This window comes from Polymorphospora rubra (assembly GCF_018324255.1).
Lineage (GTDB): Bacteria > Actinomycetota > Actinomycetes > Mycobacteriales > Micromonosporaceae > Polymorphospora > Polymorphospora rubra.
Window position 1 is genome coordinate 3,752,071 of sequence record NZ_AP023359.1, and the last position, 25,383, is coordinate 3,777,453.

Consider the following 25,383-nt stretch of genomic DNA (forward strand, 5'->3'; position numbering starts at 1 on the left):
ATGGGGGAGACAACTGCAAGATCGCGGGGAGGTGGGGGCGGTCAGTCGACCCAGTCGAGGGTGCGGGTGACGGCCTTCCGCCACCGGGCGAGTTCGCGGTCGCGGTGGGCCGGATCCATCGCCGGCCGCCACCGGGCGTCCTCGCGCCACTGGGTCCGCAGCGTCTCCAGGTCCGGCCAGTAGCCCACCGCCAGCCCGGCCGCGTACGCGGCGCCCAGACAGGTCGTCTCGGCGACCGTGGGCCGCACCACCGGCACATCCAGCACGTCGGCGAGGAACTGCATCAGCAACTCGTTGGCGGTCATGCCGCCGTCGACCCGCAGCCGGCGCAGCGCCACGTCGGAGTCGGCGTTCATCGCGTCGACCACCTCGCGGGTCTGCCACGCCGACGCCTCCAGCACCGCCCGGGCCAGGTGCCCCTTGGTGATGTAGCCGGTCAGCCCGGTGATGACGCCCCGGGCGTCGGGGCGCCAGTGCGGGGCGAACAGCCCGGCGAACGCCGGCACGATGTAGCAGCCGCCGTTGTCGTCGACGGTCCGGGCCAGCGTCTCGACCTCGGCGGCGGTGGAGATCAGGCCCAGGTTGTCGCGCAGCCACTGCACCAGCGACCCGGTCACCGCGATCGCGCCCTCCAGGGCGTACGTCGCCGGCTGGTCGCCGATCCGGTAGGCGACCGTGGTCAGCAGGCCGTGGCTGGACACCACCGGGGTGGCCCCGGTGTTCAGCAGCAGGAAGCTGCCGGTGCCGTACGTGCACTTGGCCTCGCCCGGATGGAAGCAGGTCTGGCCGAACAGGGCCGCCTGCTGGTCGCCGAGGGCGCTGGCCACCGGCACCCCGGCGAGCGGGCCGCGCGCCTCGCCGTAGACCTCGGCCGATGACCGGATCTCCGGCAGGATCGCGGCCGGGATGCCGGCGGCACCGAGGATCTCCTCGTCCCAGTCGAGCGTGCGGAGGTCCATCAGCAGGGTCCGGCTGGCGTTGGTGACGTCGGTGACGTGCCGCCCGGTCAGCTTCCAGATCAGCCAACTGTCCATGGTGCCGAAGAGCACCTCGCCGCGCTCGGCCCGCTCCCGCAGCCCGTCGACGTGCTCCAGCAGCCACATCAGCTTCGGGCCGGCGAAGTAGGTGGCCAGCGGCAGCCCGGTCCGGGCCCGGAACCGCTGTTCGCCGTACGTCTCGTCGAGCCGGCGCAGTTGCCCGCCGGTGCGGGTGTCCTGCCAGACGATGGCGTTGTGCACCGGCCGGCCGGTGTCGCGGTCCCAGACCACCGTCGTCTCACGCTGGTTGGTGATGCCGATCGCGGCGAGGCGGTCCGGGCCGATCGACGCCGAGGCGAGTGCCTCGCGTACGACGGTTTCGACGTTGGCCCAGATCTCCTCGGCGTCGTGCTCGACCCAGCCGGGCCGGGGGAAGATCTGCCGGTGCTCGCGCTGGGCCACGGTGACGACGGCACCGGTGGAGTCGAAGACGATGCACCGCGAAGACGTGGTGCCCTGGTCGATGGCGGCGACGTACGAGTCGGTCACCCGAGCACCGTAACGCCGGGGCGAGACCTTCGCGAGCCGCTGGTAGCTTGCCGGGATGGCGTTGTTCGATCTTCCGCTGGACCGGCTGTGGACCTACCGGCCGGAGGTGGCCGCACCGGCCGATCTGGACAGTTTCTGGGCCACGACGCTCGCCGAGGCGCGCGCCGCGGCCGTACCCGTCGAGGCGCGCCGAGTGGAGACCGCGTTGCGCGGTGTGACGACGTACGACGTGACGTTCACCGGCTTCGCCGGCCAGCCGGTGCGGGCCTGGCTCAACCTGCCGGCGGCCGCGTCCGGGCCGCTTCCCCTCGTCGTCGAGTTCATCGGGTACGGCGGTGGCCGGGGCCGGCCGCACGAGTGGCTGCTGTGGTCGGCGGCCGGCTACGCCCACCTGGTGATGGACACCCGTGGCCAGGGCGGGATGTGGCGGGCCGGGGACACCCCCGACCCGGGGCCGGACGGCGCCGGGCCCTCGGTGCCGGGGTTCCTGACCCGTGGGGTGCTCGACCCGGCCGGCTACTACTACCGGCGGCTGCTGACCGACGCGGTGCGGGCCGTCGACATCGCCCCGGAACTGCCCGGCGTCGACGCGTCGCGGCTGGCCGTGGTGGGCGGCAGCCAGGGCGGCGGGCTGGCGCTGGCGGCGGCGTCGCTGTCGGACGGCCCGGTGCGGGCGGTCGTGTCGCAGGTTCCGTTCCTGTGTCACGTACGGCGGGCGGTGACGATCACCGACGCCGACCCGTACGCCGAACTGGTGCGCTTCTGCCGGGTCCACCCGGAGCGGGCGGCCACCGCGCTGTCCACCGTGGACCATGTGGATCTGCTGCACCTGGTGCCCCGGGCGACCGCACCGGCACTGTTCAGTGCGGCGCTGATGGACCAGACCTGTCCGCCGTCGACGGTGTTCGCGGCCTACCACGCGTACGCGGGGCCGAAGGAGATCGAGGTCTACGAGTGGGACGGGCACGAGGGCGGCCGGGCGCACTTCGCCGCCCGCAGCCTGGACTTCGTCGCGGCACATCTGCCCTGACCGCACTCTCCCTTCCGCGATCTTGCAGTTGTCTCCCCCCTTTGTCGGGTTTGCCGGGCGACAAGTGCAAGATCGCGGGGAGTCGGAAGGTCAGGCGCGGCGCCACTTCTGGTTGGCGCCGCCGTTGCACTCCCAGAGCTGGAGCGGGGTGCCGTCGGCGGAGTTGTAGGCGGACACGTCCACGCACTTGTTGGCCTGCGGGTTGACCAGGTCGCCGGCCGCACTCAGCACGAACTGCTGTGCCGGATTACCGCTGCAGTTGGCCAGCTGGATCGCCGCACCGTTGGCGGTCGAGCCCCACGCCACGTCCATGCACTTGCCCAGCGCGCGCAGCGTGCCGTCGCCGGGGGCGGTCCAGTTCTGCGCGGCGGTGCCGTTGCAGGTCCAGAGCTGGAGCCGGGCGCCGTCCACGGAGTTGCCGCCGGGTACGTCGATGCACTTGTTGGCGTAGCCGACGATGGCGTTGCCGCCGCCCCCGCCGTTGTTCTGGTGGGCGTAGACGCGTACGTAGTCGATCGTCATCTGCTGCGGGAACTGGGTGCTGCCGTCGGGGTAGCCGGGCCAGTAGCCGCCCACCGCCACGTTGAGGATCATGAAGAACGGGTGGTCGAAGACCCAGCGGTTGCCGCGGAGGTCGGCGGGCGTCTTGCGGCCGTACTGGATGCCGTCGATGTACCAGGTGATCGAGTCCGGTGCCCAGTCGACGGTGTAGACGTGGAAGTCGTCGGCGAGCCGCCGACCGCCGGGCAGGGTGTAGCTGCTGGTGATGCTGTCGCCGGCGGAGTAGCCGGGGCCGTGCAGCGTGCCGTGTACGGTGCTCGGCTCGCGGCCGATGTTCTCCATGATGTCGATCTCGCCCGAGTTGGGCCACCCGACGCTGCCGATGTTGTCGCCCAGCATCCAGAACGCCGGCCAGATGCCCTGGCCGCGCGGCACCTTGATCCGGGCCTCGAAACGCCCGTACGCCTGGGTGAACTTGTTGGCCGTCAGCAGCCGGGCCGAGGTGTACTGACAGCGGCCGTAGTGGCAGTTGTAGTTGGCCGGGTTCTCCCGGCGGGCGGTGATCACCAGGTTGCCGTTGCCGTCGAGTGCGGAGTTGCTGCGGCTGTTGGTGTAGTACTGCTGCTCGTTGTTGCCCCAGCCGCCGCCGCCGATGTCGTACGACCACTTGCTCGGGTCCGGTGCGCTGCCGGCCGGCCCGTTGAACTCGTCCGACCAGGTCAGCGGGCCGGGTGCGGCCAGCGCGGTGCCGGACGTCTGCGGTGCCACCAGCATGGCGGCCAGGCTGGCGCCGGCGACGGCCAGCGCGAGCAGGGTGCGGGGTCTGGTTCTGGACACGGTGCACACTCCCTGTGGCTGATGTCCATCAATCAGTAAGTAAACTTTATAGATTGATGTAAATCAGAATTTATGTGCGGTTGACCACAGTGTCAAGAGAGCGCTCTCGCAGCCTGGGAGTCCGTGTTGGATTGCCGGGAGCCTCCGGGGTGTGGGTCGCCCGCAGGTGCACCGGGCCGCACTCGGCTACGCGGCCGCGCCTGGCGGATCTGCATTGGAGTCACTCGGACTGGGCTGAGCCGCCCGGACTGGGCTGATCAAGGAGTAATTGTGGCCTGCGCAGGGCGGATTGCCGGATACATCCCCTGATCGGTGCGTTGGGAGTGGGTGGTCCGAGTCCGGCCGTACTGGATCGCGTTGATCAAGGATTAGTCGTGGCCTGCGCGGGGTGAATTGTCAGATACATCCCCTTGATCGGCATAGCTCCAAGCGCCCGGCCTTGCGCGGCGCGGCCTCGTGCGGCGTGCGGCGCCGTTCCCCGCGGTGGGGCGGGCGCGGCGAGGACGGGCGCGGCGAGGGCGCGGGGCGGCGGGCTGGCCTAGCATGGCGCCGTGCGTGACAACGCGACCGAGCTGCGGGTCACCACCCGCAACGCCCGCTTCCAGCAGTGGTCCGCCCTGCTGGAGAACCGCAACCGCCGCCACCGCGCCGGCGAGTTCCTGGTGCAGGGCGTACGTCCGATCACCATGGCGGTCCGCCACGGGTGGGAGATCCGTGCGCTGCTCCACGACCGCGATGTGCCGCTGTCCCGCTGGGCCCGCGAGATCCTCGACGCGACGCCGGCCACCCGGGTCGCGATGGCGCCGGCGCTGCTCGCCGAGCTGGGCGAGAAGACCGAGGCGCCGCCGGAACTGGTCGCCGTCGTCGGTCTGCCCGCCGACGACCTGGAACGGATCCCGGCCGCCCCCGACCTGCTCGCGGTGGTCTTCGACCGGCCCACGAACCCGGGCAACATCGGTACGCTGCTGCGTTCGGCGGACGCGTTCGGTGCCTCCGGCGTGATCGTCACCGGCCACGCCGCCGACGTCTACGATCCCCGGGCCGTACGCGCCAGCACCGGTTCGCTGTTCGCCGTACCGGCGGTCCGGCTGTCCTCGGCCGAGCCAGTGCTGGACTGGTTGGATGCCCTGTGGGCCGCCGGGATCGAGGTCGGCGTGGTCGCCACCGACGAGCGGGCCGACGTCGACCTGCCGGACGCCGACCTGACCGGCCCGACGTTGCTGCTCGTCGGCAACGAGACCACCGGCCTCAGCGCCGCGTGGCGGGAACGGGCCGACCGTACGGTCCGGATCCCGATGGGTGGGTCGGCCAGTTCCCTCAATGCCGCCACCGCCGCCTCGATCGTGCTGTACGAGGCGGCCCGGCAGCGGTCGACGGGTCAGGCGGGCTGAACCGCCACGTACGGGCACCGGCCCGAGCCGCGGACGCCGGTCAGTCGCCGGGCTCGGCGGCGACCGGGTCGGGGCCGAGCGCCGCGCTGATCCGCACCGTCGTGCCCTCCGGGCCGGTCCGCACCACCATCTCGTCGCTGAGCTGGTCGGCGAGCCACAGTCCCCAGCCGCCGGCGGTGTGCGGTGCGGGGCGGTCCCGGTTGTCGAGCCGCTCGGCGGCGATCCCGCCACCGGCGTCGGACACCTCGCACAGGACGGTGCCCTGCTGGCTCCACAGCCGCAGCCGGCCCTGACCCCCGCCGTGGCGTACCGCGTTGGTGATCAGCTCGTTGACGGCCAGCACGAAATCGTCGAGCCGCTGACCGGCGAGCCCGGCGGCCGTCGCGCACGACGCGACGACGTGACGCAGGTCTGTCACCTGGTCACGGTCGAAGGTCTCGGTGAGCAGCGGCGGAGGTTCGATGGGCATAACCGTACGCGGTGGATGCTGCTCTGCGTCGGTCATGTGTTTTCCAGCCACCGATAGTCGGGTCCCCGGCCACACCACGCTACGTCGGACAACGTCGGCACGCATCCCTGACCTGCGCGAGGAGTCCTCACGATCGTTCAACAGTCAGGGATGTGACATCGTCGGGGCGTGATGGTGAGCGGGTGCGGGCGGCCGCCCGTGGTCGCGGCCCGCCGGCCGCGCCGATGACGACGGTGGGGCCGATGACGACGGTGGGGCCGGGCGGCCTGCAACAGCCCATGTGGCGGGCCATCGCGGTGTTCCGGTTCGCGGCGCTGGCGTACGTGCTGGCGATCGTCGCCCGGGACGTGCGCGACTACGCGCGGCCGCTGGCCGTACTGCCGGTGCTCGCCGTACTGATCGGCTGGACCGTCGCCACCGCGTACGCGTACGCCCGGCCGGCCTGGCGCCGGTGGCCGCTGCTCGGTGCCGACCTGCTGATCTCCGTCGCGGTCCTGGTGGTCACGCCGTGGGTCGTCGGTCGGGCCGCGCTGAACGACGGCGCACCCACCCTCGGCGTGGCCTGGCAGGCCGGACCGGTGCTGACCTGGGCGGTGTCGGGCGGGCGTCGCCGTGGAGTGGTCGCCGCGCTGGTGGTCGGCGGCGCCGACCTGGCCGTACGGGAACGGCTGACCCAGTCGTCGCTGACCGGCACCGCGCTGATGCTGCTCGCCGCGCTCGCGGTCGGACACGTCGTACGGCTGACCAGCGCCGCTGAGGAACGGTGGCAGCGGGCGGTGGCGTTGGAGGCGGCGACCCGGGAGCGGGAGGCCGCGACCCGGGAGCGGGAACGGTTGGCCCGGGGGATCCACGACTCGGTGCTCCAGGTGCTCGCGTTGGTCCAGCGGCGGGGTGCGCACCTCGACGGTGAGGCCGGGGAACTCGCCCGGCTGGCCGGCGAGCAGGAGACGGCGCTGCGCGCGTTGATCGCGCGGGAACCGTCCGGCGATGACGACGGGCAGCTCCTGGACCTGCGTCCGCTGGTCGGCCGTTACACCTCGCCGCTGGTGTCGGTCGCCGCGCCGGCCACCCCGGTACGGTTGCCGGCCGGGGCCGCCCGGGAGATCGGGGCGGCGGTCGGTGCGGCGCTCGACAACGTCGAGCGGCACTGTGGTCCGCAGGCCCGGGCGTGGGTGCTGGTGGAGGACGAGGGCGGCGCGGTGACCGTGTCGGTCCGCGACGAGGGGCCCGGCCTGCCCGCCGGCCGGCTGGACGAGGCGGCCGCCCAGGGGCGGCTCGGCGTCGCCCAGTCGATCCGCGGCCGGATCGCCGATCTCGGTGGCACGGTCACCATCACCTCGGTGGTGGGCGAGGGAACCGAGGTGGAACTCACGGTCCCTAGGCTGGACGGATGAGCGAGCGGAGCGAGGGGGCGTCGTGAGCGGGCAGCCGATCCGGGTGATGGTGGTCGACGACCATCCGATGTGGCGTCAGGGTGTGGCGCGCGATCTCGACGAGGCCGGCTACGAGGTGGTGGCGACCACCGGCGAGGGGCGCCAGGCGGTCCGCATCGCCGGGGCCACCCGTCCCGACGTCGTGGTCCTGGATCTCCAACTGCCGGACATCTCCGGCGTCGAGGTGATCCACGGCCTGGTCGCGGCCGTACCCGGGGTCCGGGTGCTGATGCTGTCGGCCAGCGGCGAGCAGCAGAGCGTGCTCGACGCGGTGAAGGCCGGCGCGACGGGTTACCTGGTCAAGTCGGCGGCGCCGCACGAGTTCATCGAGGCGGTACGGCGTACCGCCGCCGGCGACGCCGTCTTCACCCCTGGGCTCGCCGGGCTGGTGCTGGGGGAGTACCGGCGGCTGGCCACCGAGCCGGAGGCGACCGACGATGCCGGTACGCCCCGGCTCACCGACCGGGAGACCGAGGTGCTGCGGCTGGTGGCGAAGGGGATGTCGTACAAGCAGATCGCCCAGCGGCTCGGCCTGTCGCACCGTACGGTGCAGAACCACGTGCAGAACACGCTGGGCAAACTCCAGTTGCACAACCGGGTGGAACTGACCCGGTACGCGATTGAGCGTGGCCTGGACTGACCCCCGGCCGCGTGGGCCGGTTCAGTGCAGCGGCGGTGGTTCGGTCTCGTGGATCGCCAGTTCCTCCTCGCTCGCGCCGCCGCCGGCCGCGCCCGCGTCGTGGGCGATCGAGTCGGTTTCCCGGTCGGTCTCCAGGCCCTCGTCGGCCTCGACCAGCCGGCCGACCGTCCCGCCGATGGAACTGTCCAGGCTCCCGTTGTCGTAGATCGACACCTGGGACGACGGGTCGGACGTCGGGCCCGGGTTGAGCACGTCGGAGTCGAACTGCGCCTGTGCGGCGGCCTCCTCGCTGGTCGCCTCGTCGGCCAACCTGGGATCGGCCGGGGTACCGAGGGGTTCGTCGACCTGGGCATCGACCTGCTCGCGGGCGATCTTGGCGTCCAGCGACTCGCCGTGCAGCTGCTCCTCGGCCGTGGTGCCGAAGCTCTCGACCGCCGTCGGCCCGTCGGCCGGCAGCGTGGCCGGGTCGGGGCCGTCGGACTCCCGGCCGGTGTCGACGTCGTCCTTGGCGTTGGAGTCGTCGTCGGCATACCGGGGGATGCCGTCGGCCTCCGGGTCGGAGACCGGCTTCGGATACTCGTCAGCACGCATGCCAACCGGACTACCCAGCGGGCCACAGCGATAACCGGATCTCCACCGCGTCCGGCTTCCTGGAAGTCTGCTGAAAATGATCGGTCGATCATTGCCCCGCACGATCGCCGCCAGTAGGGTCGCCCGCAAGAAGTCCCATGAACCGGACTTCACGGGGTGCTCAAGACGCGGGCATCAGTCAGCACAGCGGCGCTGTGCCGCGACCTTCCGCCAACCGCCCGGTGCGGTGGCGGCGCCCTGGAGGGTGCCCATGCTCCCCATGCCCGTTGCGACCGTATCGACCGATTCCCGCCTGCTCGACGAACTGGCCGAGTCCTACGCGGCCCGTCTCGCCGGACTCGCACCCGACGACGCCGAGCGGGGCCGGCTACGGGACCGGCTGGTCCACGCCGCGCTGCCGCTGGCCGCCCGGCTGGCCCGCCGCTACCAGGGGCGGGGCGAACCCCTGGAGGACCTGGAGCAGGTGGCCCGGCTCGGCCTGCTCAAGGCCGTCGACCGCTACGACCCCCGGCGCGGCGCCTTCACCGGCTTCGCCGCCATCACCATGGCCGGCGAACTGCGGCGGCACTTCCGTGACCGCACCTGGGGCGTGCACGTACCGCGCCGGATGCAGGAGCGCAGCATGGAGGTCAGCCGGGTCTCCGCGGAGCTGACCACCGAACTGCACCGGGCGCCGACCACGGCCGAACTGGCCGACCGGATGGGCACCGGCACCGCGGACATCCGTACGGCGCAGGAGACCTCCGCCGCCTACAGCGCGATGTCGCTGAACGCGCCGACCCACGCCGACTCCACCGGCGAGTTGGTCGACCAGCTCGGCGACCCCGACGGCAACCTCGACTCCGTCGACGACCGGCTGACCGTCAGCGCGCTGCTGTGCCGGCTGCCGGCCCGCGAGCGGCGGATCCTCGCCCTGCGGTTCTACGGCAACCACACCCAGGCCGAGATCGCCGCCGAACTGGGCATCTCGCAGATGCACGTGTCCCGGCTGCTGAGCCGGGCGCTGGTCTGGTTGCGGGAGGCGATGCTCAGCGACGCGCCGTTGCGCTGGCAGGCCGGGGTGGTGCCGACCGACGCGCGGGACCTGTCGGTGCGGGTCCGGCTCGTCGGGGCGGTCGCGGTGGTCGCGGTCGCCGGCGAGGTCGACCGGGACAACGCCGGCCTGCTGCGGGACCGGTTGCTGGAAGCGGTCCGCCGACCCGTCCAGGAGGTCGCCGTCGACCTGGGTGGGGTGCCCTTCATCGACGCGGCCGGTATCTCGGCGATCCTGGTCGGCTTCGAGGCCGGGCGAGGCGCCGGGGTCCGGCTGCGGATCACCGCGCCCCGGCCGCAGGTGCTGCGTACCCTCCAGGTCGCCGGGCTGCAGCCGCTGCTCGATCCGACCCAGCCCCGGCCCGCCGACTGAGAGCGGCCGGGCCGAACCGCTCGGCCGGCTGCCGCCAGAGCCGCTCCACCGTGCCGGCCGGCCGCGCGCCGGCCGGCTAGCCCGGTTCGTCGTCGGGATGCAGCACCGCCCACACGACCTTGCCGTCGTCGAGGGGGTGGTGCCCCAGCGGCGGGCCACGGTGTCGATGAGCAGCAGACCGCGGCCCCCGGTCGACGACGGCGCGACCGGGCCGCCGAAGCTCGGCAGCGCCCTCGACCAGTCCCGTACCGACAGGTGCAGGGCGCCGCCACGGGCAGCCAGCCGTACGGTCATCGAGGTGTGCGCGTGCGCGACCACGTTGTTGACCATCTCGGTCGCCGCGATGCACGCCGAGCCGGCGACCGCCGGCAGGTCCCACCGCCCGCATCCCTCGGTGACCAGGTCGCGGGCGCGTCGGGCGGCTCCGACGATCGGCTCCAGGTCGGCCCGCAGACCGGTCGCCGACCCTGGAGCGGCCAGCCGGGCGAACGCGTCGGGAAGGCTCCGCGCCACCGGCACGCCGGCCTTCTCCCAGGCGGTGTCCGACGCCTCCGGCGTCACCCGGAGCACGATCCGACCGGCCGGCCACTGCCCGGCTTCGGCGGCGACCGCCCGGAACACCGCCAGCGCCGCCGGCTCCTCGACCCGCAGCCCGGACACGTCGACCACCACGTTGTCGCCGCGGTCGGCCAGGCAGGTCAGCAGCGCACCCCGCAGCGTTCCGGTGGCGGACAGGTCGAGGACACCGACGAGTTCGACGAGCCCGCTCGGGTCGTCGCTCTTCACCAGGCATCGAACGTCGGTCGGCATGATCGCTCCATTGTGCATGTCGGACCACCGACGCGCAGCGGACGAAACCGCCGACGATCGCGGGTAACGACACAACTCGGCCACTTCCGTGAACTCCGGTACCCCGCGCCACCCCGGGTCATGCGGCCGCGCGTTTCCCGGAACCGATCTTCTGGGTACCGGGCGGGCCATGTGCCGGAACAGATCGTGGCGGTCCGCCGCCCCAGGCCTTCCGTGGCGCCCCGCCGCGGACCGGCGCCGGTCCGCCACCCGGGCCCGTCGTGACCCACGGGCCGGAGCCGCTCGCCGCCCTCGTCGCGCAGCTCCGGGCGGAACGCGACGGCCTGCGGACCGCCATGCGCAGCCGGGCGATCATCGAACAGGCCAAGGGCGTGCTGATGGCCCGTGAGCGGATCACCGCCGACGAGGCGTTCGCCCGGCTGCGCCACGTGTCGCAACGGACCAACGTCCGGCTGGTCGAGGTGGCCGCCCGTACCGTCGCCCGGGCCGCCCCGCCGCCGACCGTCGGCCGGCTCCGGGCCGCCGCCGCCCGGTCGTCGTCGCCGGCCGAGAACGGTACGGCCACCGCGCCGCCGGACCGGGCCGTCGCCGGTGCCGACCGGCTCGCGGCGCACACCCGGCACCTGCTGACGGTCACCCGCGTCGACGCGGCCGCCGGGTACGACGACCTGGTGGACGCGCTGGCGGAACCCGGCCCGGAGTGGCCGGATCCCGGCGCGGTCGTGCTCGCGCTGGCCGAACCCGACGGGGCGCTGCGGGTCGTCGCCGCCCGCGGGGTACCGGCCGAGCTGGCCAGCCAGTGGGCCCGGATACCGCCCCAGCTCGACACCCCGCTGACCGACGCCGCCCGCGGCCGGACCGCGATCCTGCTGCCGGACCGGGAACGGGTGCGGCAGGCGTATCCGAGACTGCTGGAGCTGAACGAGCGCCTGGCCGCCTGCGTCGCGCTGCCGCTCACCCGGCACGGGACCCTGCTCGGGGTGGTCGGCCTGACCTGGCGGACGGCCGTCGACCTCGACCACGCCCGGGTGTCGTACCTGATGGCCGGCGCGGACGCGGTCGCCCGCGGCGTGGCGCGGCTGGCCCCCGGGACCGGCACCGGCGGGGCGTCGCCGGACTGGATCAGGGCCATGCTCGACGCGAGCGTGGTGCCGGCCGCCGCGCTCCGCCCGCGCCGGTCGGGCACCGGCCTGGCCGACTTCGAGTTCGCGTGGTGCAACGACCTGGCGTCGCGCTGCGCCGACCGGCACGGCGTACGGCTGGCCGACACGACCCTGCTGACCGCGTTGCCCGACACCGGCCCGCGCGAGCTGTTCCCGCTCTGCCGGGACGTCCTCGCCGACGGGGAACCCCGGTCGCTCGCCGAGGTCCGGCTGCCGGCCGCCCGGACAGGGGGCCCGGACGGCAGGTACGAGGTACGGGCGGCGCGGCTCGGCGACCTGGTGCTGATGAGTTGGCGGGAGGCTCCCGAGGGTCGTCCGGACGCCGTCCGGGGTGCCGCCGGTACCGACCGGTTCGGGGCCGGCGGGCGGCCGAGCGGTCGCCGCCCCGCGCCCGGGCGACCGAGTTGACATGTTTCGTCTCCCCGGCCGCTGGTTAATGGGAGCCTCTGACCAGGGGCTCCGACAAACCCTGGCCGTCGCGGAGGTGAGCCTATGCGTGTCGGACTCGTGTGCGCACACGCCGGACCGGCCGGGACGGAACGAACGGCGACGGCCGGTACCCACGAACACGTCGCCCGGGTCGCCGCCGAACTGACCGGCCTCGGTCACGAGGTGCGCGTCTACGAACGGCGGGAGGATCCGGCCGCCGAGGACACCGTCGAGGTCGACGGGTACCGGATCGAGCGGGTCCCGGTCGGACCCGCCAGCCGTACGCCCACCGCCCGGCTGGTGTCGTACGTGCCCGAGTACGGGCGCTGGCTCAGTGAACGCTGGTCGGACGGCTGGACGCCGGAGATCGTCCACGGGCATTTCTGGCTCGGCGGGCTCGCCGCGGCCAACGCCGTACGCACCACCGACATCCCGGTCGTGCAGACCTTCCACTCGCTCGGCGCCGAACAGTTGCGCCACCTCGGCCGCGACTACGACGGGCCGGGGGAGCGGATCCCGCTCGAACTCGCCCTCACCCGGGCGGTGGACATGGCCGTGGCGCAGTGCACCGAGGAGGTCGACGAGCTGACCCGGATGGGCCTGCACCGGGCCGCGGTCACCGTCGTGCCCGCGGGCGTCGACACCGAACGTTTCCACCCCGACGGTGAGGCCGTGCCCCGGGACCGCAGATCCCGCATCCTGGCCGTCGGCGGTCTCGGACCCCGACACGGACACGACGACCTGATCCGGGCGATGCGGCTGGTCGGGGACGCCGAACTCGTCATCGCCGGCGGGCCGCCGGCCGAGAGACTGGGCAACCACGCCGAGGCCCGCCGGCTGGGCGAACTCGCCCGACGCTGCGGGGTCGGCGGGCGGGTACGGCTGGTCGGTGCGGTGCCGTACGAGCAGATGCCGGCCTGGTACCGCTCCGCGGACCTGGTCGCCTGCACCCCCCGCTACGCGTCGGCCGGCCGGGTTCCGCTGGAGGCGATGGCCTGCGGCGTACCGGTGGTCGGCTACGCGTTCGGCGGGATCACCGACGCGGTCCTCGACGAGGTCACCGGCCGGCTCGTCCCCACCGGCGACGTACGCGGGCTCGGCATCGCCCTGCGCCGGCTGCTCGCCGACGACGCGGGCCGGTTCGCGTACGGGCACGCGGCCGTGGACCGGGTCCGGTGCAGCTACACCTGGGACCGTACGGCCGGGGCGCTCGAACGCCTCTACGAGCGCGTGGTGCGCCGCCGGCGCCCCGCCGAGAACTGACCGCCGGGGTCAGGGCCGGCCGGCCGGCGCCGTCTTCCTGGCCGCCGGGTGGCCCGACCGACCGCCGACCGCGTGGTGGTGCTGCGGTTCGGCGTACCGGGTCAGGCCGATCACCGAGACCAGGGTGACCAGGAAACCGAACCCCGCCAGCCACTCCCGACCCGGCCAGATCTTGTCGTTGAGCAGGGCCAGGCCGATGAGCGCCGCCGGCAGCGCGCCCGCCGCGTCCATGGCCGCCACCGCCGCCGTCGTCGACCCGCGCTGCATGGCCAGCGCGAGCAGCAGTTGGCCGACGACCGAGTGGGCGATCAGCAGGTAGAACAGTGGGCTGCGGACGCAGGCGCCCCACGAGTCGACCGACGCCAGCGGGCGGGCCACCACCGCGGCGGCGGAGAACGCCAGCCCGGCGAGCGAGCCCAGCGCCACCGAGCCGGGCGCGCCGTGCAGGCGTACGGCGAAGACGCCGAGCAGCGCGATCACGCCCAGGGCCGCCGCCAGCCCGACCACCACGCCGAAGCCGAGCGGCTTGGCGGGCGCCGGCCGGGCCGACAGCACCAGCGCCGCGATCCCGACGAACAGCAGGACCAGCAGCGCGACCTCCGCCCTCGGCAGGCGCCATCGCAGCACCAGCACGCCGAGGACCGCGGTCACCCCCAGCCCGGCGGCGACGCTGGACTGCACCAGGAACAGCGGCAGGTCTCGGCGGGCCAGGAACGCGAAGCCGAAACCGAGGACCTGGAACCCCAGACCGACCAGGTAGACGGGCTGGCAGGTGAGCCGGGCCAGCAGTCCCAGGTCGATCCTGTGGTGCAGTCCGGTCCGGGTCGCGGCGATCGACTGGAGGAGGTTGGCGAGGCCGTACGCGGCGACCATCGCCGCCAGGAAACACCAACCCGTCGAGATCACTGGGCGAGGATAGATGCTCCGCCGCCCCGGTTCATCTCGTGCTGCTCACGACACCCGCCCGGCCATCCGGGATCCGAACGGGCCACCCGCTAGGGGGTCAGGCGGAGCAGGATGTCCTCGTGCAGCGGCCCGTTCGTCGCCACGGCGCTGCCACCGCCGGGACCGGACCGGCCGGCGAGGTCGCTGAACCGGCCGCCGGCCTCGGTGACGATCGGGATCAGCGCCGCGACGTCCCACAGCGACAACTCCGGCTCGACCATCACGTCGACCGCCCCCTCGGCGAGGAGCATGTAGCCGTAGAAGTCGCCGTACGCGCGGGTCCGCCAGCTCTGCCGCATGATGTTGAGCATCGAGTCGAGGCGGCCGTTCTCCTCCCAGCCGGAGAGCGACGAGTAGCAGAAGCTGGCGTCGCCGAGCCGGCGTACGGCGGAGGTGCGGATCGGGGTGGCGGCGGCGGTGTGCCGGCCGGCGTACGCCCCGTGCCCGACCGCGGCCCACCAGCGCCGGCCGAGCGCCGGGGCGGAGACCAGCCCGACGACCGGCTGGTCACCCTCCATGAGAGCGATCAGGGTGGCCCAGATCGGTACCCCCCGGACGAAGTTCTTGGTGCCGTCGATCGGATCGACGACCCACTGGCGGATGCCCGGGCCGGCGGCGGCCTCGGACGCCCCGAACTCCTCGCCCAGCACCCCGTCGCGGGGCCGGGTACGCGCCAGCGTGGCGCGGATGGCCTTCTCCACGGCGGTGTCCGCGTCGGAGACCGGGGTCAGGTCGGGCTTGGACTCGACGTGCAGGTCCAGGGCGCGGAACCGGGCCATCGAGATCGAGTCCGCGGTGTCGGCGAGCAGGTGGGCGAGGGCGAGGTCGTCGGCGTACCGGGCCATGGCGGGAAACGTAGCCGATGCCGGCGAGCGCCCCGCGCGCGGACCGCACCGGGCGGGGTACCGGCCGCGGCCGGCACCCCGGGACGGCGCTATTCGGTCTCGCCCGCCCGGGACGCCAGCAGGCGGCGGTAGGACTGCAACCGGCGCGGGTCGGCGTTGCCGGCGGCCACCCAGGCGTCGAGGGCGCACTCGGCCTCCCCGGCGGTGTGCTCGCAGTTCGGCGGACAGTCGACGGTGCCCTCGACCAGGTCGGGAAAGCCGTGCAGGAGGCTCTCGGCCGACACGTGGGCCAGCCCGAAGCTGCGCACGCCGGGGGTGTCGACGATCCAGCCCGGATCGGTGTCACCGGACGCCGGGGGCAGCGGCAGGGCGACCGCGCTGGTCGACGTGTGCCGGCCGCGGCCGATGGCGCTGACCGTGCCGACCGCCCGGTCGGCCTCCGGAACGAGGCGGTTGACCAGCGTCGACTTGCCCACCCCGGAGTGGCCGACGAGGACCGAGACCCGACCGGCGAGGCGTTCGCGCAGCTCGCCCAGGTCGGAGTCGGGCCGTACCAGCACGTACGGCAGGTCGAGTTCGGCGTAGTAGTCCAGGATCGCCGCCGGCTCCGCCAGGTCGGCCTTGGTGAGGCAGAGCAGCGGTTCGATGTCGGCGTCGTAGGCGGCCACCAGGCAGCGGTCGACGAATCCGGTGCGCGGCGGCGGGTCGGCCAGGGCGGTCACGATGACGAGCTGGTCGGCGTTGGCGACCACGACGCGTTCCAGCCGGCCCTCGGCCGTGGTCTCGTCGTCGTCGGCGGTCCGCCGCAGCACCGAGCGGCGCTCGGCGATCCGGACGATCCGGGCCAGCGCCCCGGGTGCACCGGAGGTGTCACCCACGAGCGATACCCGGTCGCCGACGACGACCGACTTGCGGCCCAGTTCGCGGGCCCGCATCGCGGTGACCCGGGTGTCCGGCCCGTCGAGCACGCAGGTGTAGCGGCCCCGGTCGACGGCGATCACGAAACCGTCGACAGCGGCGGCGTGCCGTGGCCGCGTACGGGTACGGGGCCGCGACGACCTACCCGGACGGACCCGTACGTCGTCCTCGTCGTATTCCCGTTTTTTGCCCGCCAGCGGTCCGCCCCCTCAGTCTCCGGTCACCATTGCCGACCATAGTGCCGGAAACTCGGGCTGGGTCTTCGCGGTGCACGTCACGTCGCTGAGTTCGACGCCGGGCACCGCCAACCCGATGATCGCCGCGGCGTGCGCCATCCGGTGGTCGTGGTAGGTCTCGAAGCCGCCGCCGCGTAGCGGACGCGGCCGGATCTCGAGGCTGTCGGCGGTCTCGGTGACGTCGGCGCCGAGCCCGGTCAGCTCCCGGGCGAGGGCGGCCAGCCGGTCGGTCTCGTGGCCGCGGATGTGGGCGATTCCGCGCAGCTTCGACGGCGCGTCGGCGAGCACGGCGAGTGCGGCGACCGCCGGGGTCAGCTCGGCGATCTCGGACAGGTCGGCGTCGATGCCGTGCACCGTCCCGGTGCCGCGTACGGTCAGTCCCTCGGCGTCGACGGTGACCTCGCCGCCGAGCCGGTGCAGCAGCGTACGGAGCTGGTCGACCGGCTGGGCGCTGTTGTGCGGCCAGCCGCGCAGGGTCACCCGGCCGCCGGTGACGAGGGCGGCGGCGAAGTAGGGCACGGCGCCGGACAGGTCGGGTTCGATCTCCCACTCGCGCCCGGAGAGCCGCCCGGGTTCGACGACCCACAGGTCCGGGGTGCCGTCGTCGACGGCGGCACCGGCGGCGCGCAGCATCCGCGTCGTCATCCGCAGGTGCGGCGCGGACGGCACCGGCGGGCCCTGGTGACGTACGACCACGCCGCGGTCGAACCGGGGTGCGGCCAGCAACAGCCCGGAGACGAACTGGCTGGAGGCGGAGGCGTCGATGGTGACCTCGCCGCCGGCCACCCGACCGGTGCCGTGGACGGTGAGCGGCAGGCCGCCGGTGGGCGCGGCGTCGATGCGTACGCCCAGTGCGCGCAGCCCGTCGAGCAGCGGGCCGAGCGGCCGGGTGCGGGCCACCGGGTCGCCGTCGAAGGTGACCGGGCCGTCGGTGAGGCCGGCGACCGGCGGCCCGAACCGCATGACGGTGCCGGCCAGCCCGACGTCGATCCGGGCCGGTCCGCGCAGTTCCTGCGGCCGGACCACCCAGCGGTTGTCGTCGTTGGTGGAGACGGCGACGCCGAGGTTGCGCAGCCCGGCGGCCATCAGTTCGGTGTCGCGGGCCCGCAGCGGCAGGTGCAGGGTCGACGGGCCGTCGGCGAGCGCGCTGAGCACGAGGGCCCGCGCGGTGATCGACTTGGAGCCGGGCAGGTGCACGCCCAGGTCGACCGGATCGGTCGCGGTCGGTGCGGTCCACGGCTGGGTCGGGCGGACCGCGGTCAGATTGGCCACCCGTACAGTCTGCCGTGTGGTTCTGACGGACCGGGACCGACGCCGGGCCGGCTCCCGCTGATCGGGACGGGTGGTGCCGGTGGATTAGCGTGTGTCGCATGTGCGGGCGGTACGCGACGACCCGGAGCGCGGCGGACCTCAGCGCCCTCTTCGAGTCGTACGACGACACGGGCGGGCGGGTCGGGGCCGACTACAACGTGGCGCCCACCGACCCGGTGCCGATCGTGCGGATGTCGACGACACGCGGGGGCCGGACACTGTCGGTGGCCCGGTGGGGGCTCGTGCCGTCGTGGGCCAAGGACGCCCGCGGCGCCGCCCGCATGATCAACGCCCGGGCCGAGACGGTCGCCACGACCGCCGCGTACGCCCGCCCGTTCGCCCGTCGGCGTTGCCTGGTCCCGGCCGACGGCTGGTACGAGTGGGTACGCGGCACCGGCGGGGCCCGCAAGCAGCCCTATTTCATGACCCCGCGCGACGGGGGCGTGCTCGCCCTGGCCGGCATCTGGTCGGTCTGGGGTGACGGGCCGGAGCCGTTGCTGACCTGCAGCATGCTGACCATGGCCGCGGTCGGCGACCTGGCGCTGGTCCACGACCGGATGCCGCTGCTGCTGACCGCCGACCGCTGGGACGGCTGGCTGGCCGGCGGTGGCGATCCGGCGGACCTGTTGGTGCCGCCCGGCGACGAGACGCTCGCTGGAATCGAGATCCGTCCGGTCGGAGCGGCGGTCGGCGATGTCCGCAATGACGGGCCGGAACTGGTTTCCCGGGTGCCGGCGGGACCGCTCGGAGCACCTGTCGAAGCGCCGGTTGAATTGCCATTGTTCTGAACAGAACCGCACCCTGTTCGTTGCTTTTCGGGGCGATATGTCGTCTCGCTTTTTCCCCTGTTGGGCGGCAAACCCTTGTCTCGGCCGCTGTTTGTGCGATACAACACAGCGCCGGCAGTGGGTGTCGATTCGCACCGGGCGAATGGCGTCCATGGATGCTTTGCCGGTCCCACGGGGGAGGTGGGTGGATGACACGGGCGCGGATGCCACGCCCGCACGAGGTTGCCGCGGCACGAAGGGACCCGAGACTGATTCGGGCCCTCGACGAGCGACAACTCGACGATGCCTGGCGGACCAGAGGTGTTTGCCAGAGCGTGGACCCAGAAACGTTCTTTCCAGCTCCGAGCGAGCCGGCGGACGCGGCCATCGCACTGTGCCGCACCTGCGACGTGCAGGGTGCCTGTCTCGCCTGGGCGCTGGACGTCGGCGACTGTCACGGGGTGTGGGGCGCGACGACCCCACGCGAACGGCGGGCGATGCTGGTGGCCTGGCGCAGCCAGCTCGGGCCGGACCCGGACGTTGCCGACGAGTCGGGTCCCGACCTACGCCAGCTGCTCGACCTGGTGTCGAGCCGCTGACCCGTCCGCCCGGGCCGCCACCGGGCGCCCACCGCACCGGCCGACGGTCACACCGACGCCGTACCACGGGCAGACCCGCCCGCACCGACGGGGCCACGCGGCGCACAATGGCCGGATGGGGCGTACCTGGGAAGTTCCGACACCGCGCGGACCCGCGCGGCTCGCCCTCGACTCCGGGGCCGGGCCGGTGCGGAGCCTGCTCGTGCTCGGGCACGGGGCGGGCGGTGACGTCGACGCGCCCGACCTGGTCGCCCTGCGGGACCGGGCGGTCGCGGCGGGGGTGACCGTGGTCCGGGTGACCCAGCCCTACCGGGTTGCCGGCCGTCGGGCACCGGCACCGGCCGGACACCTCGACGAGGCGTGGTCGACGGCGGTCACCGCGCTGCGGGCCGACGCCTCGGTGGGCGCCGCCGGCCGGCCGCTGCTGGTCGGCGGCCGGTCCAGCGGAGCCCGGGTCGCCTGTCGCACCGCGAGCACGCTCGGTGCGGCGGCGGTGGTGGCGCTGGCGTTCCCGCTGCACCCGCCCGGGCGGCCGGAACGGTCCCGGGCCGCCGAGTTGGCGACCGGGTTGCCGACCGTGGTCGTGAACGGCGACCGGGACGCCTTCGGCATGCCGTCCGCGTCGCCCGGCGTCGAGGTCCTCGTCCGTCCGGGTGAGGGGCACGACCTGCGCCGGGACCCCGCGGGTACGGCCGCCGTGGTGACCGACTGGCTGCGCGCCCACGGCTTCGCCGGCTGACCCGCACGCCGGCTGAACCGGGGCCGGCCGGGCCGGCGGCCACCGACCGTTTCCTGCGCCGGTCGGCCCTCGTTGCACCCGGTGAGCCGGCAGGCTCGGCGGACCGGCCGGCCGACACGGGGCCGGATCCGTGGCAACTCTCCCAGGCCCTTCCTGGTCCCGGTGGTGGCCCACGCCACGGCCGGGACCAGGGTGGGTGGCCGCCGGGATGGAATGTCCAGGCGGTAGCTGTGCGTTACAACCCCCGGAAGCTTCGCTAGCGAGGGGGTTTGATCCGGTGCGAACCGAGAGACGCAGCCGGGAGCAGAGCGACCGGGAAGCAGCCCGCGTCCAGCGGCTCCTCACGGCTCCCGAGTGGCCGGCGACGCCAGAGCAGGACGGCGTGACGGTCGGCACTCCCGCCCGAACCCGAACTGCCGGCGGCGCCAAGCGCGTATCCTCGGCGGGACGGGTCACGCGAGGAGACGTGCGGTTGACTTCAGAGAAGACGGACGAACGCCGGACACGGTTCGAACGCGACGCGTTGCCGTTCGTCGACCAGTTGTACGCCGCCGGGCTGCGGATGACCCGCAATCCGGCTGATGCCGAGGACCTGGTCCAGGAGACCTACCTGAAGGCGTACGCCGCCTTCCACCAGTTCGAAGAGGGCACCAACCTCAAGGCCTGGCTCTACCGGATCCTGACCAACACCTACATCAACTCCTACCGTCGCCGGCAGCGCCAGCCGATCCAGGCGCCGACCGAGGAGATCACCGACTGGCAGCTCGCCGAGGCCGAGTCGCACACCTCGAGCGGGCTGAAGTCGGCCGAGACCGAGGCGTTGGAACGGCTGCCCGACAGCGACATCAAGAACGCCCTCCAGCAGTTGCCCGAGGAGTTCCGGCTCGCGGTCTACCTCGCCGACGTCGAGGGGTTCTCCTACAAGGAGATCGCCGACATCATGGGCACCCCGATCGGCACGGTCATGTCGCGGCTGCACCGTGGACGCCGGAATCTGCGCAAGATGTTGGAGCGCTACGCTGCCGACCGGGGCTTCAACGGGGTCCCGTCGACGTCCGGGACCGGATCAGCCGGTCAGGAGGTGTGAGCGACCGTGAGCTGCGGTGAACCACACGAGACCGACTGCACCGACGTCCTCGCCGAGGTCTACCTCTACCTCGACCTCGAGTGCGGCGACGAGCGACGCAGCCTGATCCGCGACCACCTCGACGAGTGCTCGCCCTGCCTCCGGCAGTACGGCATCGAGCAGGAGGTCAAGGCGCTGGTGGCGCGGTGCTGCGGCAACGAGATCGCGCCGGTCGAGCTGCGCGCCCGGTTGCGGGCCCGGCTCAGCGAACTGGTCGTCGAGACCGAGACCCGCGAATACCTGCCCGACTAGAGCGTCGGGACGGCCGGTCGCGCCGGCCCCCGAGACGACGATCGCCGCCGCCCCTGCCGGACCTTCGGCACGGGCGGCGGCGATCACTGTCGGCGCTCAGGAGTTGGGGCGCTTGCCGTGGTTGGCGGCGCTCTTCTTCCGGGCCTTCTTCTTACGGGCCTTCTTCGCCATGCTGGCCTCCCTGAACGGAACGACTCTCCCGTTTGGCGGGAGCGGACCCGATGATGCTAGTCCGCCCCGCCACCCGCCCGACCGATCCGCCCCACCTTTCACCCGGCCGCATCCCGCCACGGCCCGGTACATGATTGGATACCGTTCGCACGCACACTCACCGACGAGGAGGGCGATCGATGGCCGAGGAGATTCACGCCGAGATGGTGGCGAACGTCTGGAAGGTCGTCGCATCGGCCGGCGACTCCGTCTCCGAGGGCGACACGTTGGTCATCCTCGAGTCGATGAAGATGGAGATCCCGGTCGTCGCCGAGTCCGACGGGGTGCTCGCCCGGCTCGCCGTCAACGAGGGTGACGTGGTCCAGGAGGGCGATCTGATCGCCGTCATCGAATGAGTCCGGTGCTCGTACGGCTCGCCGAGCCGGCCGAGTTCGACACCGTCGCCCGGCTGACGCTCGCCGCGTACGAGGCGGACGGCCAGCTCAAAGACGACCGGAGCTACGCGCCGACGCTCGCCGACGTGGCGACCAGGGCCGGGGCCGGCGAGTTGCTCGTCGCGGTCGACGAGGCGTCCGGCCGGCTGCTCGGCTCGGTCACCTTCGTGCTGCCCGGCTCCAGGTACGCCGAACTGTCCGGTGCGGGCGAGGCCGAGTTCCGGATGCTGTCGGTCGACCCCGCGGCCCAGGGGCGTGGGGTGGGTGAGGCCCTGACCCGGGCCTGCCTGTCCCGCGCCGCCGCGCTCGGCTGCCACGCCGTGGTGATCTCCACGCGCACGTTCACCGAACCGGCCCACCGGCTCTACCGCCGGGTGGGCTTCGTGCGTACGCCCGCGGCCGACTGGTCGCCGGTGCCCGGGGTCGACCTCATCGCCTGGCGGTACGACCTGACGGCCGCCGGCCGGTAGCGACGTCAGGGGCGTCCGGTCAGCCACCGGCGCAGCCGGCGCAACGGCCCGCCCCGGGCCGCCCCGGCCCGCGCGACCGGTGTCTCGTCGGCGATCAGCCGGGCGGCGCTCGTCGCGGCAGCGCTGTCGAGCCCGGGAGTCGCCAGGGCGAGCTGGGCCAGCGACCAGTTGATCGTCACCGGCCGGGTGCGCGCGACCGCCACCCCGTCGGCCAGCCGCCCGGCCACCACCTCGGCCACGTCGGCGCGTACGGACGGGTCGACCCAGGCCGCCGTGACCAGGGCGAACAGCGCGGCCTCGGTGGTCCAGTCCTCGACGCCCCAGAGCAGGTCGACCAGCACCCGGCGCCGGGTCGAGTCCGGCCACGGCTCGTCGGTGCGGTGGTGCAGCAGGCCGAGGCAGGCCCACACCTGGACGCACCGGACCCACAGGGCCGGGTCGTGGTTCGCCAGCGCCGCCCCCAGTTCGGTGTCGGGTACGGCCGGCGGGTGCACCAGCAGAGCCAGCAAATCGTCGACGTCGACGGCGGCGAGGGTGACCGCACGGTCGTACGCGGCCGGTGGGTGCGGCCACGCCGGGTAGGCGAGCTGTCGTACGCGTTCACCGGCGACCGCCGAAGGCGGGGGCAGGGCCGGGGTGGCGACGGTGCCGTCGTACCGCCACAGCTGGCGGGTGCCGGTGCGGCGCGGCTGCCGGATGTCGGGCTCGCCGATCCCGCTGACCACCACCTCCGCGTCGGGCAGGGCGGCGGCGACGGCACGCATCGCGCTCGGCGGCTCGAGGCCGCTGACGGTCAGCCGGTGCGGGGTCGCCTTCTCGGCGAGCGCCTGCCGCAGCACGTTGGCGACCGCCTCCGAGGCGGTCGGCAGGTGACCGAGCCAGGGCCGGTCCTGGCAGCACTCGGCGAGGTCGTTGTGCTCGTGGGAGTTGTCGGGGTGGTCGCGCTGGAAGTCGGCCAGGGCCACCAGGTGGGCGAGGTCGCCGTCGCGCCGGTAGCGCAGCCGGTGGGCGGTGTGTACGGCGCAGTCGAAGGTCGGGTCCTTGGCCAGCGCCCGGTCCGTCCAGCCGATGGCCTCGTCGAGCCGGCCGTGGTCGGCGAGGGTGCCGGCGATGTCGGCGTACACCGACAGGTCGTCGGGGTCGTGTGCGACGGCCCGGCGCAGCGCCTCGATCGCCTCGGCGGTCCGGCCGGCGCTGCGGTAGGCGTAGCCGAGCCACACCTCGGAGAGTTTCGACGGCAGGGCGGCCACGCCCCGGCCCGCCCAGTCGACGGCGAGGGCGACCTCGCCGAGTCGCCGGGCCAGTGCGGACGCGGCGCCGAGCAGCAGACCGTGCCCGGGGTGTTCGGTGACCGAGTGCCGGGCCAGGACCAGGTACGGCAGCAGCGGTCCCCGGTCGGCCTCCGGCACCGGGTCGCCGATGCCGGCGCAGACCTGCATCAGGATCCGGGCCAGCAGTTCGGGTTCGAGGCGGGCCGGTAGTTCGGGCGCGGCGACCCACGGCACCCCGGCCCAGTCGCCGCCGGGGGCGTGGCCGGTGGCGGCGGCGAGCAGTTCGAGCCCGTCGCCGGGCCGTCCGGCGGCGGCGAGCAGGTGGGCGCGGGCGACGGCGGTGCCGATGAAGACGTGGTCGTCGACGGGGAACAGCGGGACCCCACCGTCCGGAAGTACGGCGAACTGGGCGAGTACCTCGTGCACCTCGGGCATCGTGGGAGCGTGGGCGACCGCTCCGGCGACGTGCTCGGCGGCGTGGGACAGGTCGCCCTCGTCGAGTGCCAGCCGGGCGAGTGCCAGCTCCCCTTCCGCCGAGAGGCGGGGGTCGTTCATTCCCTCGGACACGTCGTGGTTCCTCGTTCTCCGATCGGGCTCCGGGCTTGCGCAGCCTAGGCCATGCCGGCGAGGACCGTGATCCACTGCGCATTGCTGCGCGAATAGTTGCTAGATTCGTCTCTATCGTGCAAAGCTGCGCATGAAACGCGCGGGAAGCGCGCATGAGCGGGGAGGTCGACATGGGGGAGAATCCGGTGCCACAGCCGGGCGCGGGCATGGCCGCCGACATCGCCGAGCAGCCGGCCGGATACGCCCGCCTGCTGGAGCCGGCCCACGCCGACCCGATCGCCGAGGTGGCCGCCGCGGTCGCCGCCCGCCGCCCGCGACACGTCGTCTTCACCGCCCGGGGCACCTCCGACCACGCCGCGCTCTACGCCGCGTACCTCACCGAGATCCGCCTCGGCCTGCCCGCCGGCCTCGCCTCGCCGAGCGCGATCACCGTCTTCGGGGCGCGTCCCGACCTGTCCGACGCCCTCGTCGTCGGGGTCAGCCAGAGCGGCGGATCGCCCGACCTGACCGAGGTGCTCCGGGTGGCCCGGGCCTCCGGCGCGCTCACCCTCGCCGTCACCAACAACCCGTCGTCGCCGCTGGCCGAGACCGCCGAACTCGCCGTCGACGTCGCCGCCGGACACGAGCGCGCGGTGGCCGCCACCAAGACGTACACGGCGGAACTGTTCGCCCTGCTCATGCTCGTCGAGGGCATCCGCGCCGGTGACGGCGTACTGCCCGCCGACGAGCGCGCCGCGCTGGCCGGGCTGCCCGACCTCGCCGCCCGGTTGCTCGACGACCCGACCGCCCGCGGCCTCGCGCCGCGCTACCGGTTCGCCGCCCGGATGGTCACCACCGGCCGGGGCTACGCCTACCCGACCGCCCGGGAGGCCGCGCTGAAGCTGATGGAGACGTCCTACCTGCCGGCCCTCGCCTTCTCCGGCGCCGACCTCCTGCACGGCCCGCTCGCGATGACCGACCCGGACGTGCCGGTGCTCGCCGTCGTCGGCGCGGGTCCCGGGGGCGAGTCGATGCGCGAGGTGCTGGCCAAGCTCGGCGAACGTCGGGCCGACGTCGTCGCGGTCGGACCCGCCGACGTCGCCGGCACCGCCAGCCGGATCGCCGTGCCGCCGGTGGACGAGAAGTACGCCCCGCTGCTCGACATCCTGCCGGTGCAGCAACTGGCCCTCGCGCTGGCCCTGGCCCGTGGCGAGGATCCCGACGCGCCGCGCGGCCTGAAGAAGGTCACGTCGACGCTCTGACGC

At 73.5% G+C, this 25,383-nt stretch carries 25 protein-coding genes and 1 pseudogene; 15 read left to right on the plus strand and 11 right to left on the minus strand.

Translation table 11 applies throughout. The features are described from left to right. Window positions 1–41: 41 nt before the first annotated feature. The gene (gene glpK / locus Prubr_RS17250) at window positions 42–1,526 is read right to left on the minus strand and encodes a glycerol kinase GlpK (protein ID WP_212826687.1); all 1,485 of its coding nucleotides are present in this window, start codon (window positions 1,524–1,526) and stop codon (window positions 42–44) included. A 55-nt stretch (window positions 1,527–1,581) separates the two neighbouring features. On the opposite strand from glpK, the gene Prubr_RS17255 reads away from it, so the two are divergent. Beyond that, window positions 1,582–2,556 (plus strand): acetylxylan esterase, encoded by a 975-nt coding sequence (locus Prubr_RS17255; protein ID WP_212826689.1) that lies wholly within the window; start codon window positions 1,582–1,584, stop codon window positions 2,554–2,556. Window positions 2,557–2,646: 90 nt separating this feature from the next. Here the strand turns inward: Prubr_RS17255 and Prubr_RS17260 are convergent, their stop codons facing one another. After that, a complete protein-coding gene (locus Prubr_RS17260) occupies window positions 2,647–3,831 on the minus strand; it encodes a family 16 glycosylhydrolase (protein WP_212828145.1) in 1,185 nt (394 codons plus the stop codon). A 614-nt stretch (window positions 3,832–4,445) separates the two neighbouring features. Here Prubr_RS17260 and Prubr_RS17265 point away from each other — a divergent pair. After that, window positions 4,446–5,285 carry a TrmH family RNA methyltransferase gene (locus Prubr_RS17265; protein ID WP_246568768.1) on the plus strand — a complete coding sequence of 280 codons (840 nt, stop codon included), beginning with the start codon at window positions 4,446–4,448 and terminating at the stop codon, window positions 5,283–5,285. Window positions 5,286–5,325: 40 nt separating this feature from the next. Here Prubr_RS17265 and Prubr_RS17270 read toward each other — a convergent pair whose 3' ends face one another. After that, complete coding sequence (locus tag Prubr_RS17270) at window positions 5,326–5,790, minus strand: ATP-binding protein (protein ID WP_212826691.1); 465 nt, start codon at window positions 5,788–5,790, stop codon at window positions 5,326–5,328. Window positions 5,791–5,996: 206 nt separating this feature from the next. Here Prubr_RS17270 and macS point away from each other — a divergent pair, with 206 nt between their 5' ends. Beyond that, on the plus strand, window positions 5,997–7,148 hold the full coding sequence (macS, locus tag Prubr_RS17275; protein ID WP_246568770.1) for a MacS family sensor histidine kinase: 1,152 nt from the start codon (window positions 5,997–5,999) through the stop codon (window positions 7,146–7,148). A gap of 46 nt (window positions 7,149–7,194) precedes the next feature. Then, a complete protein-coding gene (locus Prubr_RS17280) occupies window positions 7,195–7,827 on the plus strand; it encodes a response regulator (RefSeq protein WP_212828152.1) in 633 nt (210 codons plus the stop codon). 21 nt (window positions 7,828–7,848) lie between these two features. On the opposite strand, the gene Prubr_RS17285 is transcribed toward Prubr_RS17280, so the two are convergent. After that, window positions 7,849–8,418: a DUF5709 domain-containing protein gene (locus Prubr_RS17285; RefSeq protein WP_212826693.1), complete on the minus strand. Its 570-nt coding sequence runs from the start codon at window positions 8,416–8,418 to the stop codon at window positions 7,849–7,851. Between the two features lie 259 nt (window positions 8,419–8,677). Between Prubr_RS17285 and Prubr_RS17290 the strand changes: the two genes are divergently transcribed. Beyond that, window positions 8,678–9,823 carry a SigB/SigF/SigG family RNA polymerase sigma factor gene (locus Prubr_RS17290; RefSeq protein WP_246568772.1) on the plus strand — a complete coding sequence of 382 codons (1,146 nt, stop codon included), beginning with the start codon at window positions 8,678–8,680 and terminating at the stop codon, window positions 9,821–9,823. Window positions 9,824–10,033: 210 nt separating this feature from the next. Here Prubr_RS17290 and Prubr_RS36900 read toward each other — a convergent pair. Then, a pseudogene (locus Prubr_RS36900) lies at window positions 10,034–10,804 on the minus strand (hypothetical protein); the annotation flags it as partial. An 89-nt stretch (window positions 10,805–10,893) separates the two neighbouring features. Here Prubr_RS36900 and Prubr_RS17300 point away from each other — a divergent pair. Together Prubr_RS17300 and Prubr_RS17305 are read left to right on the plus strand one after the other, a co-directional pair. Then, the gene (locus Prubr_RS17300) at window positions 10,894–12,204 is read left to right on the plus strand and encodes an ANTAR domain-containing protein (protein ID WP_246568774.1); all 1,311 of its coding nucleotides are present in this window, start codon (window positions 10,894–10,896) and stop codon (window positions 12,202–12,204) included. 84 nt (window positions 12,205–12,288) lie between these two features. Further along, on the plus strand, window positions 12,289–13,488 hold the full coding sequence (locus Prubr_RS17305) for a glycosyltransferase (protein WP_212826699.1): 1,200 nt from the start codon (window positions 12,289–12,291) through the stop codon (window positions 13,486–13,488). A gap of 9 nt (window positions 13,489–13,497) precedes the next feature. Here Prubr_RS17305 and Prubr_RS17310 read toward each other — a convergent pair whose 3' ends face one another. From Prubr_RS17310 to aroA, 4 genes are all read right to left on the minus strand, one after another. Continuing rightward, window positions 13,498–14,361: a hypothetical protein gene (locus Prubr_RS17310; RefSeq protein ID WP_212828157.1), complete on the minus strand. Its 864-nt coding sequence runs from the start codon at window positions 14,359–14,361 to the stop codon at window positions 13,498–13,500. A gap of 122 nt (window positions 14,362–14,483) precedes the next feature. Further along, window positions 14,484–15,278: a histidinol-phosphatase gene (hisN, locus tag Prubr_RS17315; RefSeq protein ID WP_212826701.1), complete on the minus strand. Its 795-nt coding sequence runs from the start codon at window positions 15,276–15,278 to the stop codon at window positions 14,484–14,486. Between the two features lie 89 nt (window positions 15,279–15,367). Beyond that, entirely contained in the window at window positions 15,368–16,279 is a 912-nt protein-coding gene (gene rsgA, locus Prubr_RS17320) for a ribosome small subunit-dependent GTPase A (RefSeq protein WP_246568775.1), read from the minus strand. Between the two features lie 126 nt (window positions 16,280–16,405). Continuing rightward, window positions 16,406–17,704 (minus strand): 3-phosphoshikimate 1-carboxyvinyltransferase, encoded by a 1,299-nt coding sequence (aroA, locus tag Prubr_RS17325; protein WP_212826703.1) that lies wholly within the window; start codon window positions 17,702–17,704, stop codon window positions 16,406–16,408. A gap of 98 nt (window positions 17,705–17,802) precedes the next feature. Between aroA and Prubr_RS17330 the strand changes: the two genes are divergently transcribed. The 5 genes from Prubr_RS17330 to rsrA all read left to right on the plus strand — a co-directional run bounded on the left by Prubr_RS17330 (window position 17,803) and on the right by rsrA (window position 21,226). Then, window positions 17,803–18,531 carry an SOS response-associated peptidase gene (locus tag Prubr_RS17330; protein ID WP_212826705.1) on the plus strand — a complete coding sequence of 243 codons (729 nt, stop codon included), beginning with the start codon at window positions 17,803–17,805 and terminating at the stop codon, window positions 18,529–18,531. 188 nt (window positions 18,532–18,719) lie between these two features. After that, the gene (locus Prubr_RS17335; protein ID WP_212826707.1) at window positions 18,720–19,109 is read left to right on the plus strand and encodes a WhiB family transcriptional regulator; all 390 of its coding nucleotides are present in this window, start codon (window positions 18,720–18,722) and stop codon (window positions 19,107–19,109) included. A 115-nt stretch (window positions 19,110–19,224) separates the two neighbouring features. After that, on the plus strand, window positions 19,225–19,848 hold the full coding sequence (locus Prubr_RS17340) for an alpha/beta hydrolase family protein (RefSeq protein WP_212826709.1): 624 nt from the start codon (window positions 19,225–19,227) through the stop codon (window positions 19,846–19,848). A gap of 277 nt (window positions 19,849–20,125) precedes the next feature. After that, on the plus strand, window positions 20,126–20,935 hold the full coding sequence (locus Prubr_RS17345; protein WP_281425925.1) for a sigma-70 family RNA polymerase sigma factor: 810 nt from the start codon (window positions 20,126–20,128) through the stop codon (window positions 20,933–20,935). A gap of 6 nt (window positions 20,936–20,941) precedes the next feature. Next, window positions 20,942–21,226, plus strand: a complete 285-nt coding sequence (gene rsrA / locus Prubr_RS17350; protein ID WP_212826713.1) for a mycothiol system anti-sigma-R factor — start codon at window positions 20,942–20,944, stop codon at window positions 21,224–21,226. Window positions 21,227–21,322: 96 nt separating this feature from the next. Here rsrA and Prubr_RS38240 read toward each other — a convergent pair whose 3' ends face one another. Further along, entirely contained in the window at window positions 21,323–21,397 is a 75-nt protein-coding gene (locus Prubr_RS38240) for a 50S ribosomal protein bL37 (RefSeq protein ID WP_370461611.1), read from the minus strand. Between the two features lie 179 nt (window positions 21,398–21,576). On the opposite strand from Prubr_RS38240, the gene Prubr_RS17355 reads away from it, so the two are divergent. Together Prubr_RS17355 and Prubr_RS17360 are read left to right on the plus strand one after the other, a co-directional pair. Continuing rightward, on the plus strand, window positions 21,577–21,792 hold the full coding sequence (locus tag Prubr_RS17355) for a biotin/lipoyl-binding carrier protein (protein WP_212826715.1): 216 nt from the start codon (window positions 21,577–21,579) through the stop codon (window positions 21,790–21,792). After that, the gene (locus tag Prubr_RS17360; protein ID WP_212826717.1) at window positions 21,789–22,301 is read left to right on the plus strand and encodes a GNAT family N-acetyltransferase; all 513 of its coding nucleotides are present in this window, start codon (window positions 21,789–21,791) and stop codon (window positions 22,299–22,301) included. Before Prubr_RS17355 ends, Prubr_RS17360 begins: the two co-directional genes overlap by 4 nt. 5 nt (window positions 22,302–22,306) lie before the next feature. Here Prubr_RS17360 and Prubr_RS17365 read toward each other — a convergent pair whose 3' ends face one another. Further along, window positions 22,307–24,127 carry a tetratricopeptide repeat protein gene (locus Prubr_RS17365; RefSeq protein ID WP_212828162.1) on the minus strand — a complete coding sequence of 607 codons (1,821 nt, stop codon included), beginning with the start codon at window positions 24,125–24,127 and terminating at the stop codon, window positions 22,307–22,309. A gap of 218 nt (window positions 24,128–24,345) precedes the next feature. Between Prubr_RS17365 and Prubr_RS17370 the strand changes: the two genes are divergently transcribed. Next, the gene (locus Prubr_RS17370) at window positions 24,346–25,380 is read left to right on the plus strand and encodes an SIS domain-containing protein (RefSeq protein ID WP_212828163.1); all 1,035 of its coding nucleotides are present in this window, start codon (window positions 24,346–24,348) and stop codon (window positions 25,378–25,380) included. Window positions 25,381–25,383 lie beyond the last annotated feature (3 nt).